This is a genomic window from Anoxybacillus mongoliensis, from assembly GCF_014201515.1.
Classification (GTDB): Bacteria; Bacillota; Bacilli; order Bacillales; family Anoxybacillaceae; genus Anoxybacillus; species Anoxybacillus mongoliensis.
This window is the reverse complement of sequence record NZ_JACHEQ010000007.1, coordinates 133318-151781: the sequence shown is the minus strand read 5'-3', so window position 1 is coordinate 151781 and position 18464 is coordinate 133318. Positions and strand designations below refer to the sequence as shown.

At 43.2% G+C, this 18464-nt stretch carries 19 protein-coding genes, 2 rRNA genes and 1 riboswitch; of the genes, 18 read left to right on the top strand and 3 right to left on the bottom strand.

Annotated elements, in window-relative coordinates:
* A 23S ribosomal RNA gene (locus HNR43_RS08370) occupies window positions 1–88 on the top strand; the annotation flags it as partial.
* A 350-nt stretch (window positions 89–438) separates the two neighbouring features.
* Window positions 439–555, top strand: a 5S ribosomal RNA gene (rrf, locus tag HNR43_RS08365).
* A gap of 128 nt (window positions 556–683) precedes the next feature.
* On the opposite strand, the gene HNR43_RS08360 is transcribed toward rrf, so the two are convergent.
* The gene (locus tag HNR43_RS08360) at window positions 684–1073 is read right to left on the bottom strand and encodes an Hsp20/alpha crystallin family protein (RefSeq protein WP_183242940.1); all 390 of its coding nucleotides are present in this window, start codon (window positions 1071–1073) and stop codon (window positions 684–686) included.
* Window positions 1074–1224: 151 nt separating this feature from the next.
* A riboswitch (purine riboswitch) is annotated at window positions 1225–1326 on the top strand.
* Window positions 1327–1431: 105 nt separating this feature from the next.
* Here HNR43_RS08360 and purE point away from each other — a divergent pair.
* The 12 genes from purE to purD all read left to right on the top strand — a co-directional run bounded on the left by purE (window position 1432) and on the right by purD (window position 14075).
* The gene (purE, locus tag HNR43_RS08355; protein WP_183242938.1) at window positions 1432–1920 is read left to right on the top strand and encodes a 5-(carboxyamino)imidazole ribonucleotide mutase; all 489 of its coding nucleotides are present in this window, start codon (window positions 1432–1434) and stop codon (window positions 1918–1920) included.
* A complete protein-coding gene (purK, locus tag HNR43_RS08350) occupies window positions 1904–3052 on the top strand; it encodes a 5-(carboxyamino)imidazole ribonucleotide synthase (protein ID WP_183242936.1) in 1149 nt (382 codons plus the stop codon). The genes purE and purK overlap by 17 nt, the downstream gene beginning before the upstream one ends.
* Entirely contained in the window at window positions 3049–4344 is a 1296-nt protein-coding gene (gene purB, locus HNR43_RS08345) for an adenylosuccinate lyase (RefSeq protein ID WP_183242934.1), read from the top strand. The genes purK and purB overlap by 4 nt, the downstream gene beginning before the upstream one ends.
* A 66-nt stretch (window positions 4345–4410) precedes the next feature.
* Window positions 4411–5133 carry a phosphoribosylaminoimidazolesuccinocarboxamide synthase gene (gene purC / locus HNR43_RS08340; RefSeq protein WP_183242932.1) on the top strand — a complete coding sequence of 241 codons (723 nt, stop codon included), beginning with the start codon at window positions 4411–4413 and terminating at the stop codon, window positions 5131–5133.
* Window positions 5121–5375 carry a phosphoribosylformylglycinamidine synthase subunit PurS gene (purS, locus tag HNR43_RS08335; protein ID WP_183242930.1) on the top strand — a complete coding sequence of 85 codons (255 nt, stop codon included), beginning with the start codon at window positions 5121–5123 and terminating at the stop codon, window positions 5373–5375. The genes purC and purS overlap by 13 nt, the downstream gene beginning before the upstream one ends.
* Window positions 5372–6058: a phosphoribosylformylglycinamidine synthase subunit PurQ gene (gene purQ, locus HNR43_RS08330; RefSeq protein ID WP_183242928.1), complete on the top strand. Its 687-nt coding sequence runs from the start codon at window positions 5372–5374 to the stop codon at window positions 6056–6058. The genes purS and purQ overlap by 4 nt, the downstream gene beginning before the upstream one ends.
* The gene (purL, locus tag HNR43_RS08325; RefSeq protein WP_183242926.1) at window positions 6042–8264 is read left to right on the top strand and encodes a phosphoribosylformylglycinamidine synthase subunit PurL; all 2223 of its coding nucleotides are present in this window, start codon (window positions 6042–6044) and stop codon (window positions 8262–8264) included. Before purQ ends, purL begins: the two co-directional genes overlap by 17 nt.
* On the top strand, window positions 8240–9667 hold the full coding sequence (purF, locus tag HNR43_RS08320; protein WP_183242924.1) for an amidophosphoribosyltransferase: 1428 nt from the start codon (window positions 8240–8242) through the stop codon (window positions 9665–9667). The genes purL and purF overlap by 25 nt, the downstream gene beginning before the upstream one ends.
* Entirely contained in the window at window positions 9630–10667 is a 1038-nt protein-coding gene (gene purM / locus HNR43_RS08315; protein ID WP_183242922.1) for a phosphoribosylformylglycinamidine cyclo-ligase, read from the top strand. Before purF ends, purM begins: the two co-directional genes overlap by 38 nt.
* Entirely contained in the window at window positions 10664–11266 is a 603-nt protein-coding gene (purN, locus tag HNR43_RS08310; protein WP_183242920.1) for a phosphoribosylglycinamide formyltransferase, read from the top strand. The genes purM and purN overlap by 4 nt, the downstream gene beginning before the upstream one ends.
* Window positions 11244–12779 carry a bifunctional phosphoribosylaminoimidazolecarboxamide formyltransferase/IMP cyclohydrolase gene (gene purH, locus HNR43_RS08305; protein ID WP_183242918.1) on the top strand — a complete coding sequence of 512 codons (1536 nt, stop codon included), beginning with the start codon at window positions 11244–11246 and terminating at the stop codon, window positions 12777–12779. The genes purN and purH overlap by 23 nt, the downstream gene beginning before the upstream one ends.
* Window positions 12780–12794: 15 nt before the next feature.
* Window positions 12795–14075 carry a phosphoribosylamine--glycine ligase gene (gene purD / locus HNR43_RS08300; protein WP_183242916.1) on the top strand — a complete coding sequence of 427 codons (1281 nt, stop codon included), beginning with the start codon at window positions 12795–12797 and terminating at the stop codon, window positions 14073–14075.
* Here purD and HNR43_RS14335 read toward each other — a convergent pair.
* Window positions 14038–14142 (bottom strand): EYxxD motif small membrane protein, encoded by a 105-nt coding sequence (locus HNR43_RS14335; protein ID WP_342413237.1) that lies wholly within the window; start codon window positions 14140–14142, stop codon window positions 14038–14040. The two genes, purD and HNR43_RS14335, sit on opposite strands and share 38 nt — an antisense overlap.
* A 50-nt stretch (window positions 14143–14192) precedes the next feature.
* Window positions 14193–14456: a YgaP family membrane protein gene (locus tag HNR43_RS08295; RefSeq protein WP_183242914.1), complete on the bottom strand. Its 264-nt coding sequence runs from the start codon at window positions 14454–14456 to the stop codon at window positions 14193–14195.
* 85 nt (window positions 14457–14541) lie between these two features.
* Between HNR43_RS08295 and HNR43_RS08290 the strand changes: the two genes are divergently transcribed.
* The 4 genes from HNR43_RS08290 (at window position 14542) to pcrB (ending at window position 18427) form a co-directional block, all read left to right on the top strand.
* Entirely contained in the window at window positions 14542–16284 is a 1743-nt protein-coding gene (locus HNR43_RS08290) for an adenine deaminase C-terminal domain-containing protein (protein WP_183242962.1), read from the top strand.
* 35 nt (window positions 16285–16319) lie between these two features.
* Window positions 16320–17342 carry a DUF3048 domain-containing protein gene (locus HNR43_RS08285; protein WP_183242905.1) on the top strand — a complete coding sequence of 341 codons (1023 nt, stop codon included), beginning with the start codon at window positions 16320–16322 and terminating at the stop codon, window positions 17340–17342.
* 10 nt (window positions 17343–17352) lie between these two features.
* Window positions 17353–17670: a YerC/YecD family TrpR-related protein gene (locus HNR43_RS08280; protein WP_183242903.1), complete on the top strand. Its 318-nt coding sequence runs from the start codon at window positions 17353–17355 to the stop codon at window positions 17668–17670.
* Window positions 17671–17731: 61 nt separating this feature from the next.
* Window positions 17732–18427 (top strand): heptaprenylglyceryl phosphate synthase, encoded by a 696-nt coding sequence (gene pcrB, locus HNR43_RS08275; protein WP_183242901.1) that lies wholly within the window; start codon window positions 17732–17734, stop codon window positions 18425–18427.
* Window positions 18428–18464 lie beyond the last annotated feature (37 nt).

Below are 18464 nucleotides of genomic sequence, written 5' to 3'. Positions count from 1 at the left end.
CTTGAAGATGACAAGGTAGATAGGTCCGAGGTGGAAGCGTGGCGACACGTGTAGCTGACGGATACTAATCGATCGAGGACTTAACTAAACACATACGAAAAGCGGAGGCGACTGTTCAGCCACGAAGAACGCGAAAGGCCTGCGAGGAGGCTGTTGCCGCCACAGCAGGACTGAAGCCATTCGAGGGGCTAGGAGCCGCAGCTAGACAATAAGAAAAGCGTAGAACGGTTCTTGACGTAGCCAAGAAAACATCCGACGGAGCCAGAAGCTTTTGACGAAGACGTGCGTGCACGTCGAACGGAAAAAGCGAAAGGCGTAGGAGGATGTTAGTTCGAAGCTAGACATCGAGAAAAGCGAAGGCGACTGCTTAGTCTGTTATCTAGTTTTGAAGGAATCATCCTTCACGCCTAAAGAGGCGAAACGAAAAAAGCATGTTTGCTCGGTGACGATGGCGGAGAGGTCACACCCGTTCCCATCCCGAACACGGAAGTTAAGCTCTCCAGCGCCGATGGTAGTTGGCGGGACACCGCCTGCGAGAGTAGGACGTTGCCGGGCGGACATAGCAAGTTAGAGAGCATATCAACTTTGTTCTCTAACTTTTTTTGTCCATGTATTTGCGTTTAACGCTTTTACAATCCTCTCCCCCATAGTGAAGAGCTAACCGATATCGGTTAGCTCATTTTTTATTTAATTTCTACTTTTCTCTTTATATGATCAGGAATAAGGCGATGTAACTGAATAAAAAGCAACCCATTCTCGTACACAGCTTCTACTTTCTCACCTACAGGAAAAGGAAGTTGTATCACTCGTTCAAAAGGCCCTTGTGTAATTCCTTCCTCAATTAGTTCAAATCCTTCAAAATGTAATGTGACATTCGTTTTGATCTCCAATGTATTATAATGAATATATACTTCTGCATCACGTACATTCTCTAAACCGGGGATGGCAGCGACAACAAGCAACTCATTATTACGACGATACATATTGATGCCGGGTGAATGAGAAGAAAGGGTGTTTGATGCATTCCAAAAAGGATTAGAAAAAAATGATTCCCATTGTTTTGTCCAGTCCATTGATTTCCCTCCTTCTTTTTTCTTTTCACTATACGACGAAAAAGGCAAAATGGTGATTTTTAAGCAAAATCCGAACATTAATTATTTTTATTAATAAAATGTTCGATTTTGTGTTGACATGATTGAAAAACGACTGGTAAGATGAAAGTAAATGAATACATTATTAAACCCTCATATAATTTTGGGAATATGGCCCAAAAGTCTCTACCCAATAACCGTAAATTATTGGACTATGAGGGAAAGGATCCTATTGGCTTTTTTCACCCTAGGGGCGAAATATGTCCAGAACGATGCTTTCCCTTATGAAGAGGGGCGTTGTTCTGGATTTTTTTCTGATTATAAAAAGAGGTGAATACGGATGCAGCCACTTGTCGCTGTTATTATGGGAAGTCAATCAGATTGGGAAACGATGCGTCATGCATGTGATATATTAGAAGAATTGCATATTCCATTTGAGAAAAAAGTTGTTTCAGCTCATCGTACACCGGACTTTATGTTTACGTATGCTGAAACAGCTGAAAAGCGAGGAATTAAAGTCATTATTGCTGGGGCAGGTGGGGCTGCTCATTTGCCTGGAATGGTAGCAGCCAAAACAACATTACCGGTTATCGGTGTTCCAATTATGTCTAAGACGTTGAACGGCCTCGATTCGTTGTTATCTATTGTGCAAATGCCAGGCGGGGTGCCTGTTGCGACCGTAGCGATCGGAAAAGCAGGGGCTATGAATGCCGCGCTGCTTGCTGTTTCGATTCTTGGAACGTATGAACCAACGTATATGGAAGCGTTACGTGCACGGCGCGAGGCAATTCGAAAACAAGTGATGGAAAGTAGTGATCAACTTGAATAAAACGATTGTTCCGGGGCAAACGATCGGCATCATTGGCGGGGGTCAGCTAGGAAGAATGATGGCGATCGCTGCAAAAGAGATGGGATTTTTTGTGGCAGTACTCGATCCGACTCCCCAATCTCCGTGTGCGCAAGTGGCCGATATTGAAATTGTTGCTTCATATAGCGATGAACAAGCATTATGTCAGTTAGCTGAAGTAAGTGATGTCATAACATATGAATTTGAAAATATTGATGCGGATGCGTTGAATCGATTAGTAGAGAAGGCGTATGTGCCTCAAGGAAGCGAGCTTCTTGCGATCACACAGCATCGCTGGAAAGAAAAACGAGCCGTCCAGTCTGTTGGTTTACCTGTTGCACCTTATCGTCTGGTACTAAAAGAAGAAGAATTAGAACGATCGATTCGAGAGATCGGCATTCCATCTGTGTTGAAAACGTGCCGTGGGGGATATGATGGAAAAGGGCAAGTCGTCATTCGTTGTTTAGATGATATACATGTGGCGCGCTCGCTTTTAACTTATGGTGAGTGTGTATTGGAGGCGTGGGTGCCGTTTGTAAAAGAGTTATCCATTATCGTTGCCCGAAATGTTTCTGGTGAGGTGGCACTATTTCCAGTTGTTGAAAACATTCATCGCGAGAACATTTTGCATGAAACAATTGCCCCAGCTCGAGTCAGTCAACCAATCATTGAACAGGCAAAAACATATGCGAAGCAGTTAGCCGAAGCGTTTCAACTAGTAGGTACGTTAGCGATTGAAATGTTTTTGACAGAAAACGGACAACTGTATATTAATGAGCTTGCCCCTAGACCGCACAACTCAGGTCATTATACAATAAACGGTTGTATCACATCACAATTTCAGCAACATATTCGTGCCATTTGTGATTGGCCGCTTGGCAGTACCGAGCTATTAAAACCTACAATGATGGTCAATATTTTAGGTGAACATGTCGATGCAGTCATCCGAAATATCACTCAATTTCGTGATGCTCATGTTCATTTTTACGGAAAAAAAGAGGCAAAGCCGAAGCGGAAAATGGGACATATCACGTGGTTAGTTGAAGATGTCGATGCGATGCAACGAAAAATAGACGACTTAGCGATTTGGACAGATCGGAGGATGAACGTATGATTGAACGTTATACAAGGCCAGAAATGGGTGCGATTTGGACGGAAGAAAACCGTTTTCGTGCTTGGTTGGAAGTCGAAATTTTAGCTTGTGAAGCTTGGGCTGAGTTAGGCGTGATCCCGAAAGAAGATGTTGTAAAAATTCGTCAAAATGCTTCATTCGATATTGCGCGTATTAAAGAAATTGAAGAAGAGACGCGTCATGATGTCGTTGCCTTTACTCGTGCGGTATCAGAAACGTTAGGAGAAGAACGAAAATGGGTACATTATGGACTTACGTCTACCGATGTTGTTGATACAGCATTATCGTACTTATTAAAACAAGCAAATGAAATTTTATTGCGCGACTTAGAAAACTTTATTGCGGTATTAAAGGAGAAGGCGATCGAACATAAATATACGGTCATGATGGGGCGAACGCACGGTGTGCATGCCGAGCCGACGACATTTGGATTAAAATTGGCGCTCTGGTATGCCGAAATGGAGCGCAATTTAGAACGATTTAAGCAAGCGGCCGAAACGGTGCGCGTTGGTAAAATTTCTGGTGCTGTCGGTACGTATGCAAACATTGACCCGTTTGTCGAACAGTACGTATGCGAAAAACTCGGTTTGCAGCCTGCGCCTATTTCAACCCAAACGTTACAGCGTGATCGCCATGCGCACTATATGGCGACGCTCGCTTTAATTGCGACATCGATTGAAAAATTCGCGGTTGAGATTCGAGGACTGCAAAAAAGTGAAACACGTGAAGTGGAAGAGTTTTTCGCTAAAGGACAAAAAGGTTCATCAGCGATGCCACATAAACGCAACCCAATCGGTTCGGAAAATATGACAGGAATGGCGCGTGTGATTCGCGGCTATATGTTAACGGCGTATGAAAATGTACCACTTTGGCATGAGCGTGACATTTCGCATTCGTCAGCGGAGCGCATTATTTTACCGGATGCAACGATCGCATTAGACTACATGCTCAACCGCTTTACAAATATCGTGAAAAACTTGACTGTATTCCCAGAAAACATGAAGAAAAATATGGATCGTACGCTCGGACTTATTTATTCGCAACGTGTATTACTTGCGCTTATTGACACAGGCATGACGCGAGAGGAGGCGTATGATCTCGTGCAACCAAAAGCGATGGAAGCGTGGGAAAAACAAGTGCCGTTTCGCTCGTTAATTGAAGCGGACGAAATGATTACAAGCCGTTTAACAAAAGAGCAAATCGCTGATTGCTTTGATTATAACTATCATTTAAAACATGTTGATACGATTTTTTGTCGACTTGGTTTGCAGTAGGTAAGGCCAATGCCTTGCCTACATAATAAAAATTCCTAATATTCTGTATAAATAGGGGGAGAGAACATGCAAAAGCAACACCTTCTATATGAAGGAAAGGCGAAGAAAGTATATGCAACAGATGAAGAGCGTGTATTATGGATTGAATATAAAGACGAAGCAACGGCATTTAACGGTGAAAAAAAAGCAACGATTGCTGGAAAAGGAAGACTGAATAATGAGATTACAAGTTTACTATTTTCTTTGTTACACGAAGCGGGTGTGAACAATCACTTTATTCGTAAAATATCTGACAACGAACAGCTTGTGCGTCAAGTGACGATCATTCCCCTCGAAGTTGTTGTCCGCAATATTGTCGCTGGTAGTCTAGCAAAACGACTCGGGCTTGAGGAAGGAACTGCACTCGAGAAACCGATTGTAGAGTTTTACTACAAAAACGACGATTTAGGCGACCCTCTATTAACAGAAGATCATATTGCCGTGTTACAGCTCGCCTCTTATGATGAGCTTTTGCATATGAAACAAATGGCGCTACGCGTGAACGACATTTTCATTTCCTTATTTCGTTCATGTGACTTACAGCTTGTCGACTTCAAATTAGAGTTTGGAAGAGATGAAACGGGAGCGGTGCTGTTAGCGGATGAAATTTCCCCAGATACGTGTCGATTATGGGATGTACACACGAAAGAGAAATTTGATAAAGATGTATTTCGCCGCGATTTAGGCGATTTAACAGAAACATATACGAAACTGTTACAACGATTAGGAGGATTATCATGTATAAAGTAAAAGTGTATGTCACATTGCGTGAAAACGTATTAGACCCACAAGGTAATGCGGTGAAAGGAGCATTGCATAGCTTAAACTATCGTGAAGTGCAAGATGTACGGATTGGAAAGTTTATGGAGTTGATCGTGGAAAAAAGCGACCGCGATATTGATACAATCGTGAAGGAAATGTGTGAAAAATTGTTAGCGAACACAGTCATTGAAGATTATCGCTATGAGATTGAGGAGGTCGTCGTTCAGTGAAATTTGCGGTCGTTGTATTTCCAGGTTCAAACTGTGATATCGACATGTATCATGCCATTTCGGATGAATTAGGAGAAGAAGTGGAATACGTTTGGCATGACGCACATTGTTTAGATGATTTTGATGCCATTCTTTTACCGGGCGGTTTTTCATATGGTGATTATTTACGCTCTGGAGCGATTGCCCGTTTTTCTAACGTGATGAAAGCGATCAAAAAAGCAGCCGATGACGGAAAACCGATTTTAGGTGTATGTAACGGATTTCAAATTTTACTCGAAGCAGGGCTTCTCCCAGGGGCGATGCGACGCAATGATACGTTAACGTTTATTTGTCGTCCAGTCAAACTTCGCGTTGAAAATAACGAAACGATATTTACATCACAATACGAACGCGGGGAAGTGATTACAATTCCAATTGCGCACGGAGAAGGAAACTATTATTGCGATGAACAAACGTTACAACAGCTCATTGCCAATAACCAAATTGTTTTTCGATACGAGGGAGAAAATCCGAACGGTAGTTTACACAACATTGCAGGCATCGTGAATGAAAAAGGAAACGTGCTTGGTATGATGCCACACCCTGAACGAGCTGTTCATGAATTGCTTGGAGGAGCTGACGGATTAAAACTATTTCAATCAATTGTGACATATTGGAGGGACGCACATGTCGTTACTACTTGAGCCAAGTCCAGCGATGATTAAAGAACAAAAATTATATCGTGAAATGGGATTAACAGACGAAGAATTTGCGATGGTAGAACGTATTCTTGGGCGTTCGCCAAATTATACAGAAACAGGAATTTTCTCTGTCATGTGGTCGGAACATTGTAGCTATAAAAATTCGAAACCTGTATTAAAAAAGTTTCCGACTGAAGGAAAACATGTGCTTCAAGGACCAGGAGAAGGTGCGGGTATTGTCGATATCGGAGACGGGTTAGCGGTAGCGTTTAAAATTGAAAGCCATAACCACCCGTCCGCTATTGAGCCGTATCAAGGGGCTGCCACGGGTGTTGGAGGAATTATTCGCGATGTATTCTCGATGGGGGCGCGACCAATTGCATTGTTAAACTCACTTCGCTTTGGCGAATTAACGTCACCGCGTGTGAGATATTTATTTGAACGCGTTGTCGCAGGCATTGCTGGATACGGAAATTGCGTCGGCATTCCGACCGTTGGTGGTGAAGTGCAATTTGATGCGGCATACGAAGGGAATCCGCTCGTGAATGCGATGTGTGTCGGGCTTATTCGCCATGAAGATATTCAAAAAGGAATCGCATCAGGTGTTGGAAATACGGTTATGTATGTTGGGGCGAAAACAGGGCGTGACGGAATTCATGGGGCGACATTTGCATCGGAAGAGTTAACGGAACAATCTGAACAAAAACGTCCAGCTGTGCAAGTCGGAGATCCATTTATGGAAAAATTGCTCCTTGAAGCTTGTTTAGAAGTCATTCATTCCGATGCGCTTGTTGGGATGCAAGATATGGGAGCTGCTGGCTTAACAAGCTCGTCAGCAGAAATGGCGAGCAAAGCAGGTTCTGGGATCGAACTGAATTTAGATCTCGTGCCACAACGTGAAGCGGGAATGACACCGTATGAAATGATGTTGTCTGAATCGCAAGAACGTATGCTTCTTGTCGTCCAAAAAGGTCGTGAACAAGAAATTATAGATGTATTTGCAAAGTACGGACTCGAGGCGAAAGCGATTGGGCATGTAACAGATGATCATATGTTGCGATTGTATCATCGCGGAGAAGTCGTTGCTGAAATCCCGGTTGATGCGCTTGCCAAAGATGCGCCTGTTTATCATAAACCTTCGCAGGAACCAGCCTATTATCGTGAGTTTCAAACGATGGAGTACGTACCGACAGTTGACAATTACGAAGAAACACTGCTTGCGTTATTAAGTCAGCCAACGATCGCAAGTAAAGAGTGGGTGTATGAGCAATACGATTATATGGTACGAACAAATACGGTTGTTGCTCCAGGATCTGATGCAGCTGTTTTACGCATTCGTGGCACAAATAAAGCGCTAGCGATGACAACCGATTGTAATTCTCGTTACGTATATTTAGATCCAGAAGTCGGTGGGAAAATTGCGATCGCAGAAGCAGCACGCAACATCGTTTGTTCCGGTGCCCAGCCACTTGCCGTTACCGATTGTTTAAACTTTGGCAGTCCAGAGAAACCGGAAATTTTTTGGCAACTTGAAAAAGCGGTAGAAGGAATGAGCGAAGCGTGTCGTGTGCTAGAAACACCTGTCATTAGTGGAAATGTATCCCTTTATAATGAAACGAACGGTGAAGCCATCTATCCGACACCGATTGTCGGCATGGTTGGCATCGTTCAACATATGAGCCATGTGACAACACAATCGTTTAAACAACCTGGTGACTTCATTTATGTCATTGGGGAAGCAAAGCAAGAATTTGGAGGAAGTGAGTTGCAAAAATGGCTAACAGGTCGCATTTTTGGAAAGGCCCCAACGATTGATTTACGTGTGGAAGCGAAACGCCAAAAACAGCTTCTCGCTGCGATTCGAGCTGGGGTTGTGGCATCAGCACACGATGTATCAGAAGGGGGTCTAGCGGTTGCAATTGCGGAATGTCTAATGGACGCACCAGGTTTAGGGGCACGTGTGACAATTCAAGGTGATATCGTTTCGGAGCTATTTAGCGAAACGCAATCGCGCTTTGTCGTTTCTGTGAAAAGGGAACATCAACAAGCGTTTGAACAGCTTGTTCAAGCAGTATGTATCGGAGAAGTGACGAACGACGGAACGCTTCATGTGACAAATGGAGATACATGCATTCTCCATGTTCCAGTAGAAACGATGCGAAATGTATGGAAAGGAGCTATTCCATGCTTGCTGAAATCAAAGGATTAAATGAAGAGTGCGGGATTTTTGGCATTTGGGGACATGAGGAAGCAGCAACGTTGACGTATTACGGATTGCACAGTTTACAACATCGTGGACAAGAAGGAGCAGGAATTGTTGTTGGGGGCAACGGGACGTTGCAATTTCATAAAGGACTTGGTTTAGTCACAGAGGTATTTAGTCGCGGTGAACTAGAACAATTAACGGGCATGGCTGCGATCGGCCACGTCCGTTACTCTACTGCTGGTGGGGGCGGATATACGAATGTTCAACCGCTTTTGTTCCGTTCTCAAGGTGGTAGTTTGGCGCTCGCGCATAACGGAAATTTAGTAAATGCTGATGAGTTGCGCTTTCGTTTAGAGCAACAAGGAAGTATTTTTCAAACGACGTCTGATACAGAAGTGCTCGCTCATTTAATTAAGCGTAGTGACGAACCAATTTTAAAAGAGAGGATTAAAGAAGCGTTGACGCATTTACGAGGCGCTTTTGCCTTTTTAATTTTAACGGAAACAGAAATGTATATCGCTCTTGACCCACATGGATTTCGTCCTTTATCGCTTGGGCGTTTAGGCGAGGCGTACGTTGTGGCATCAGAAACGTGTGCGTTTGATGTCATTGGTGCCACATACGAGCGGGAAGTGGAACCAGGGGAGCTCATTATGATCAATAAACAAGGTGTTCGTTCTGAACGTTTCGCCCCTAGAGTCGCTCGCTCCATTTGCAGTATGGAATATATTTATTTTGCTCGTCCGGACAGCAATGTGGACGGCATTAACATTCATACAGCGAGGAAAAATCTTGGCAAGCGGTTAGCATTTGAAGCACCTGTTGAAGCAGATGTCGTCACCGGTGTACCGGATTCAAGTATTTCGGTAGCCATTGGTTATGCGGAAGCAACATGTATTCCATACGAGTTAGGGTTAATTAAAAATCGATATGTTGGACGGACGTTTATTCAACCATCGCAATCACTTCGGGAACAAGGGGTAAAAATGAAATTGTCGCCTGTTCGAGGGGTTGTAGCTGGGAAACGAGTCGTCATGGTTGATGATTCCATCGTGCGTGGCACGACGAGCAAGCGTATTGTCCGCATGCTTCGCGAGGCAGGAGCAACGGAAGTGCATGTGCGCATTAGCTCCCCGCCGATTACGCATCCATGTTTTTATGGCATTGATACATCAACGAAAGAAGAGCTTATCGCAGCTAATCATACCATTGAACAAATTCGACAGCTCATTGAAGCAGACTCCCTTGCTTTTTTAAGTCCAGAAGGGCTTTTACAGGCGATTGGAAGACCGAACGATTCCGTAAACTGTGGGCAATGTTTAGCTTGTTTTACAGGACAATATCCGACGAAGATTGGGGGAGAGCACGTTGGCACATGCGTACAAACAAGCTGGTGTGAATATTGAAGCTGGTTATGAAGCTGTGGAGCGGATGAAAAAACATGTCGCAAAAACAGCCCGAATGGGTGCATTCGGAAGTTTAGGTGGTTTTGGCGGGATGTTTGATCTATCTTCGCTCGGGTATAAACAACCTGTCCTTGTATCAGGAACAGACGGAGTAGGAACGAAACTGATGCTTGCGTTCGCTTTAGATCGGCACGATACAATTGGAATTGACTGTGTAGCGATGTGTGTGAATGATATTGTCGTACAAGGGGCAGAGCCGCTTTTTTTTCTTGACTACATCGCCTGCGGAAAAGCAGTACCTGAAAAAATCGAGCATATTGTAAAAGGAATTTCTGATGGTTGCATCGAAGCAGGTTGTGCGCTCATTGGAGGGGAAACAGCAGAAATGCCAGGCATGTACGGTGAAGATGAATATGATGTAGCTGGGTTTGCAGTTGGTGTGGTAGAAAAAGAAAAGCTCGTGACAGGTGAGGCGATTGTCCCTGGTGATGTGCTGATCGGTTTAGCTTCAAGTGGTTTGCATAGTAACGGATATTCGCTTGTTAGAAAAATTATAAAAGATGCAAACTTGCAACTGAATCACATATATGAGTCCTTTTCCCGCACGCTTGGTGAAGAACTATTAACACCGACGCGTATTTATGTTCGTTCAGTGCAAGAAGCGTTAAAACAATTTTTTGTGAAAGGGATGGCACATATTACCGGGGGCGGTTTTATCGAAAACATTCCACGTATGTTGCCAAAAGGATTACAAGCCGAAATAGACTACGGTTCATGGCCGATTCCACCGATTTTTAACTTTTTACAACAACATGGACAACTACAACGAACGGAAATGTTCAATATTTTTAATATGGGGATCGGTTTTGTGTTAGTGGTTGATAGCCGTGTTGTACCAGACGTTGTGCAGTTGCTTGAATCGTGCGGGGAGAAAGCATATATTATCGGTCGGGTAAAAGAAGGAGTAGGTGTATCGTTTGCCGGGGGAAAAATCGAATGAAGCGAATAGCTATTTTTGCATCGGGGAGCGGAACAAATTTTCAAGCGATTGTCGATGCGGTAAAAAAAGGAGATATTCAAGCAGAAGTAGCACTTCTTGTATGTGATCGACCGCATGCCAAAGTGATTGAACGAGCGATTCGTGAACACGTGCCGGTATTTGTTTTTAACCCTAAACAGTACGAAACAAAACAACAATTTGAACGTGAGATTTTACAACAACTACAACAAAAAGAAATCGACTGGATCGTTCTTGCGGGCTATATGCGGCTCATCGGTCCGACGCTTTTACACGTATATCCGAACAAAATTATAAACATTCATCCTTCTCTTTTGCCAGCGTTTCCGGGTAAAGATGCAATTGGTCAAGCGTACCGTTATGGCGTGAAAGTGACGGGGGTGACCGTGCATTACGTTGATGAAGGAATGGATACCGGACCGATTATTGCGCAACGGGCACTATATATTGATGACGGAGAGCCGTTAGAAAGTGTTGAGCGTCGCATTCATGAGATTGAACATACGTTGTATCCACAAGTCATTCAACAATTGCTGATGGGGAAAGGAAGTACGAAGGATGAAAAAGCGAGCGATTATTAGCGTTTCAAATAAAAAAGGAATTGTTACATTCGCCAAGCAACTAGCTGAGCTTGGAGTGGAAATTATTTCGACAGGTGGGACGAAGCGTGTATTAGCAGAACACGGAATTCCTGTGACAAGCATTTCTGATGTCACAAACTTCCCAGAAATTTTAGATGGACGGGTCAAAACATTGCACCCAAACATTCACGGCGGTCTGTTAGCTGTTCGAGATGACAAAACACATCAACAGCAACTGCAAGCGCATAACATCACGCCGATCGATTTTGTTGTGGTGAATTTATATCCATTTCAAGAAACGATCGCAAAGCCGAACGTGACGTTGATGGAAGCAATTGAACAGATTGATATTGGCGGTCCGACAATGCTTAGAGCGGCCGCGAAAAATCACGCTTACGTTACAGCTGTTGTCGATCCTGCTGATTATGATGTAGTCATTGAACAGTTAAAACAATATGGCGAAGTATTGTTAGAAACGAGACGAGCGTTAGCGGCTAAAGTGTTCCGTCATACCGCAGCGTACGATGCAATGATTGCGCAATATTTGACAAATGTCGTCGGAGAAACATATCCAGAAACGATGACGATGACGTTTGTAAAAAAACAATCGTTGCGATACGGGGAAAATCCACATCAAACGGCAGCATTTTACGAAAGACCGCTCAGCTCACCGTTTTCTATGGCGGCAGCGAAGCAGCTACACGGAAAAGAACTGTCATATAACAACATTAATGATGCCAATGCAGCGTTGCAAATTGTTGCGGAATTTACTGAGCCAGCAGCGGTAGCAGTGAAGCATATGAATCCGTGCGGAGTCGGTGTCGGTGAAACGATTGCAGAAGCGTTTCAAAAAGCTTATGAAGCCGACCCAACGTCCATTTTTGGCGGCATTGTGGCGCTTAATCGTGAGGTCGACGAACAAACGGCTGCGAAATTACATGACATTTTTTTAGAAATTGTTATCGCTCCATCGTTCACAGAACAAGCACTTGCGATTTTAACGAAAAAGAAAAATATTCGCTTATTAACCGTTGATTTTCAATCAGAACGGAAACAAGAACCATTTTTCGTATCGGTGCGCGGTGGATTACTCGTCCAAGATGAAGATATATACACGATTGATGATGCGAATATTCAAGTTGTGACTGAAAGACAGCCGACAGAAGAAGAATGGGCGAATTTAACGTTCGCTTGGCGTGTTGTGAAGCATGTGAAATCGAATGCAATTGTGCTAGCGAAAGACGGGATGACAATCGGTGTTGGCGCCGGTCAAATGAATCGTGTGGGAGCGGCAAAAATTGCAATTGAGCAAGCAGGCGAGAATGCTAACGGCGCAGTATTAGCATCCGACGCCTTTTTCCCGATGAGCGATACAGTGGAGGTGGCTGCCCAAGCGGGAGTCACAGCTATTATTCAACCGGGCGGTTCGATTCGCGATGAAGATTCGATTCAAAAAGCAAATGAATACGGTATTGCGATGGTATTTACAGGGGTACGTCATTTTAAACATTAAAGGAGGCGCCGAACGATGAAAGTGCTCATTATCGGGCGCGGTGGTCGAGAACATGCGCTTGTATGGAAAGTAGCCCAAAGCTCGCTTGTCACTCGCGTATATGTCGCGCCAGGAAACGACGGAATGGCTTCGATTGCTACGCGCGTTCCGATTTCGGAAACGGATGTTGAAGCGCTAGCTCAGTGGGCGAAAAAAGAAGCGATTGATTTAACAATCGTTGGTCCGGAAGCTCCACTGTTAGCAGGTATTGTCGATCGTTTTGCAAGTGAAGGATTGCGTATTTTTGGTCCGAAACAACAAGCGGCATTCATTGAAGGAAGCAAGGCGTTTGCGAAAGAAATCATGAGAAAATATAACATTCCGACAGCGAACTATGCGACATTTACAAATTATGACGACGCTGTATGTTATGTGCGAGAGCAAGGTGCACCGATTGTTATTAAAGCGGATGGACTTGCGGCTGGAAAAGGTGTCACGGTGGCCATGACAGTGGAAGAGGCGCTTGGCGCGTTACATGACATGATGGTTGCGAAAAAGTTTGATGAAGCAGGTGCACAAGTTGTCATTGAACAATATTTACAAGGTGAAGAATTTTCGTTGATGGCGTTTGTGCACGGGGAGCACGTGTATCCGATGGTTATCGCCCAAGATCATAAGCGAGCATTTGATGGCGATCAAGGTCCAAATACGGGAGGAATGGGCGCGTATTCGCCTGTTCCGCAAATTAGTGAGCAAACGGTTTATGAAGCGGTTGAAACAATTGTGAAGCCGACAGCAATGGCTTTGAAGCAAGAAGGATGTCCATTTACAGGATTTTTATATGCAGGATTAATTGCTACAGAAGAAGGACCAAAAGTGATTGAATTTAATGCGCGATTTGGCGATCCTGAAGCACAAGTCATTTTACCACGGCTACAAAACGATCTTGTTGAAGTGATTGTTTCGTTATTAGAAGATCAACCGATTACATTACATTGGAGCGATGAAGCAACCGTTGGGGTTGTTTTAGCGGCGAAAGGATATCCTGAACAATATGAAAAAGGCGCAGTTATTCGAGGGCTTGAACAAGTAACGAAAGCACAAATTTTCCACGCCGGCACAAAACTTGTAAACGATGAGTGGGTAACGGATGGAGGACGAGTGCTCCTCGTTGTTGCTAATGGAAAGACATTAGAAGAAGCACAACGTCTTGTGTATGAACAAATTCAGTATATTTCATGCGATCAACTGTTTTATCGGCACGATATTGGCCATAAAGCTATCGCGCACGCCGCTTGCGAACGTATACAAAACTAAGAGCGACGAGACTGCCAATGAGAAGAATGAGAACGAAGAACGTATCTGTTATATATTCTGCAATCATATTTGCTCTCTCCTTTTTTACCCCCTTGTACGCATACAAGGGGGTTATTGTTACGAAGGGTTGACCGATTCAATAGGAATCGCTTTCTCTTGTTCACGATTTTTTTCACAATGGCACTGATATCGTTCAAACAACGCCATAACAGGGCAAAAGCGAACAATACCTTCTGCAATTTTCATCGCAGCGAGCATAATGACCCATATATACGATTCGCGCCACGGTTTACGGGAAAGATTGGCTGTTGCCCAAGCAAGCATAGTAAATCCGCATGTAATGCGAATCATCGCGTTAATAATACCGATGTTTTGTTTCATGTTATTCCTCCTTTTTGTTTGTGAATTTCGCTTTCATCCGTTAAAATGTGTATATACGATGGTACGATTTAGGAGGAAAGCGATGATGATTGAAAAACGGTATCGATGGAAAAGCGAACAAATTCGTAAGCACGTTGCGATTGTTGATGGCAAACAAGCGCCAACGAAAGTGCTGCTGAATGCCACATACTTACATCCATACATACGTCAATGGGTGAAAGGGAACGTATGGATTTGCGATGACCGAATTGTATACGTCGGTCCGAATAAACCGAAGCGATTGGATTCATGCGAAGTCGTTGATTGCACGAATCAGATGCTTGTTTCTGGTTACATCGAGCCTCATGCTCATCCGTTTCAGTTATATAATCCCCAGACGTTAGCGGAATATGCAGCACAGTTCGGTACGACAACACTTATTAACGACAATTTATTTCTTTTTTTGCAGTTGTCAAAAAAGAAAGCGTTTTCTTTTTTGGCGGCCATGGAAAAACAGCCGGTGACGATGTATTGGTGGTGTCGACTTGATCCGCAAACAGAAATGGACGGAGAAGAACATTTCTTTTCATATAAAAACATGAAAAGTTGGCTTGAAAATGATGCGGTTTTGCAGGTCGGAGAACTAACCGGATGGCCACGTCTATTGGAGGGCGACGATTTCATTCTCCATTGGATGCAAGAAGCGAAAAAAATTGGTAAAAAAGTAGAGGGTCATTTTCCGGGAGCTTCAGATCGCACGTTAACGAAAATGAAACTGTTTGGCGCGGATGCTGACCATGAAGCGATGACTGGAAGCGATGTACATAAGCGCTTAATGCAAGGGTATACCGTATCACTACGTCATTCATCTATTCGGCCTGATTTGCCGACATTGCTTAAAGAGATGAAACAATGCGGCATTCATCATTACGATCATTGCATGTTTACGACAGATGGCTCAACACCTGCATTTTATGAAAATGGAATGATCGATGAGATGATTCGTATCGCCTTGCAAGAAGGGGTGCCTGAAATCGAAGCATATCGCATGGCCACATGGAATGTCGCTCGTTATTATAATATCGATCATTTGCACGGAAGCATTACACCAGGGCGTATTGCACATATTAATATTCTTGAACATGCTTCCAATCCGACACCGATTTCTGTTTTAGCAAGCGGACAATGGGTAAAACGTGATGGCGTTCCTGTTCATGCTTTCTCAACGATGGAATGGGATGTACATGGTCTTGCGCCACTTTTGCTACCTTGGGACTTACAGATGGATGATTTGCAGTTTTCGATGCCATTAGGGATGTATATGGAAAACTCGGTCATTATTAAGCCATATTCGATTTCGATGGATACATCGGCTGATGAATTATCAACTGATCACGACGAAAGCTTTTTAATGCTCATTGACCGCAATGGAAAATGGCGTGTAAACACCGTATTAAAAGGATTTGCTACACATGTGCAAGCGCTTGTTAGCTCGTATTCAAATACAGGAGATATTATTTTAATTGGAAAAAGTAAGCGTGATCTATTGCTTGCCTTTAAACGGATGAAGCAAATCGGAGGCGGTATTGTCTTATGTGAACAAGGGGAAGTCATTCATGAAATTCCTCTTCCTTTAGGCGGATTAATGTCAGCGAAACCAATGAGCGAGCTGATGCAACAGGAAAAAGCGCTTGGGAAATTGTTGCGGGAGCGCGGTTATACGTTTGCTGATCCGATTTACACACTGCTCTTTTTATCGTCGACCCATTTACCTTATGTTCGCATTACACCGAAAGGAATTTACGATGTGATGCATAAAACAGTACTCTTTCCAACAATAATGCGTTAAAATATAAAAGGAACGGAAAATGAAAGGTTGGGTTCATGTTGCGGCGATTATTTTTTCTGTTGATGATCACGACGGTGTTTTTATTGAGCATCGGATGTCAACGTACAGAGTCAAACATAAAAGAAAAGGAGTCCCCACCAACAACCGTTGAACAAAAAAATGAACCAGAAACAAAAGACATAGCTTGGACGTTTCCGTTAACAGGCATGCCAACAGATGAAAAAACGATGCAACGCGCGGTGGCAGTGATGATTAATAACTATCCTGCTGCACGGCCACAATCGGGGTTACACAAAGCAGACATCGTGTATGAAGTGCTTGCAGAAGGAGATATTACACGGCTGTTAGCGATTTACCAAAGCGAACAACCTGATATCATCGGGCCTGTTCGAAGCGCAAGAGATTATTTTGTTCACCTAAGCAACGGTTTTCATGCGTTATACGTATGTCACGGATGGAGTCCAGAAGCGCAAACGTTATTAAAGTCTGGTGCTACAGATTACGTAAATGGTTTATTTTATGATGGAACGTTATTTTGGCGGGATCGTACACGAAAGGCACCACACAACTCGTATATTTCCTTTGAAAATATTAAAAAAGGTGCCGAAAAAAACGGCTATGTTTTTGAAGAAGAAGTCAAACCGCTCCCTTTTTTTACAAACGATTTGACAAATGCTATAAAAGCAACGAATATTGATGTGGTATACTCCAAACGGTCGTATGCTCACGTTCATTATGCATATGATGGAACGAAATACGTTCGTTCGAGTGGTGGCGAACCAACAGTCGATCGCGAGACACGTACACCTATTGCGGTAGAAAACGTATTCGTAATTGAAGCAACGCATGAAATTATTGATGACTATGGTCGAAGAGAAATCGACTTTACATCAGGTGGAAAAGGGTACTTATTTCAAAAGGGAACGGTGCAAGAAATACAATGGAAAAATGTTGATGGACGCCTTCTTCCTTACAAAAACGGTGTTCCGCTCGGGTTTATTAAAGGAAAAACATGGATTCAAGTTGTTCCAGATTTAAAGCAAGTACAATATGAATAGGGGGAAATGTATGCAAATTAATAAATTGCGGGGCAGAGAGCTCGATCAATTATTTCGAGCGATTTTGTCATTAAAAGATTTAGAAGAATGTTATCGTTTTTTCGATGATTTATGTACAGTGAATGAAATACAAGCGCTTGCGCAGCGATTGGAAGTAGCTCGTATGTTGCGTGAAGGATATACGTATCATAAAATTGAGACAGAAACAGGGGCAAGCACAGCGACTATTTCGCGTGTAAAACGTTGCTTAAACTACGGAAATGATGCGTATGCGATGGCACTCGACCGCATTTATAGCGAACAACAGGGGGAGGCTGGCTCACAATGAGTCAGCTTCTTTTTACGATTTTTTGCTATGATTTTTGTTATAATGAGATGAGGTGAAAAAAATGAATGAGATAACAACGTGGCGACATGTGTTTAAATTAGATCCGAATAAATATATAACAGATGAGCAGTTAGAACAAGTATGTGAATCAGGTACAGATGCGATCATTGTTGGTGGAAGCGACGGTGTGACGCTTGAAAACGTCATCGATCTACTTGCTCGCGTGCGCCGCTTTTCCGTTCCTTGTGTTCTAGAAGTATCGAATATCGAGGCGATCACTCCTGGATTTGACTATTACTTTATTCCAATGGTGCTAAATAGTCGTGATCTTACTTGGCTCATTGATTTGCATCATGAAGCGGTGAAGCAGTTTGGTGATTTAATCAATTGGGAAGAACTGTTTGTTGAAGGATATTGCATTTTAAACGAGGAATGTAAGGCTGCATCGTTAACAAGTGCACGAACGAATGTAACAGATGAAGATGTAATCGCGTATGCTCGAATGGCAGAACATATGTATCAATTCCCAATTTTTTATATGGAATATAGTGGGCGGTACGGGGATGTGGAGCTTGTAGAAAAAGTGAAGCGAACGCTAAGTCGCACACGTTTATTTTATGGTGGTGGCATTCATACACCTGAACAAGCGCAAGAAATGGCGATGTGGGCGGATACGGTTGTCGTCGGAAACGCAATTTATACAAATTTACAAATGGCATTACAAACAGTTGAAGTGGTAAAAGGAAAATCAACATAAATGGAGAATAAAAAAGAGAACATATGTTTTGGTGGTG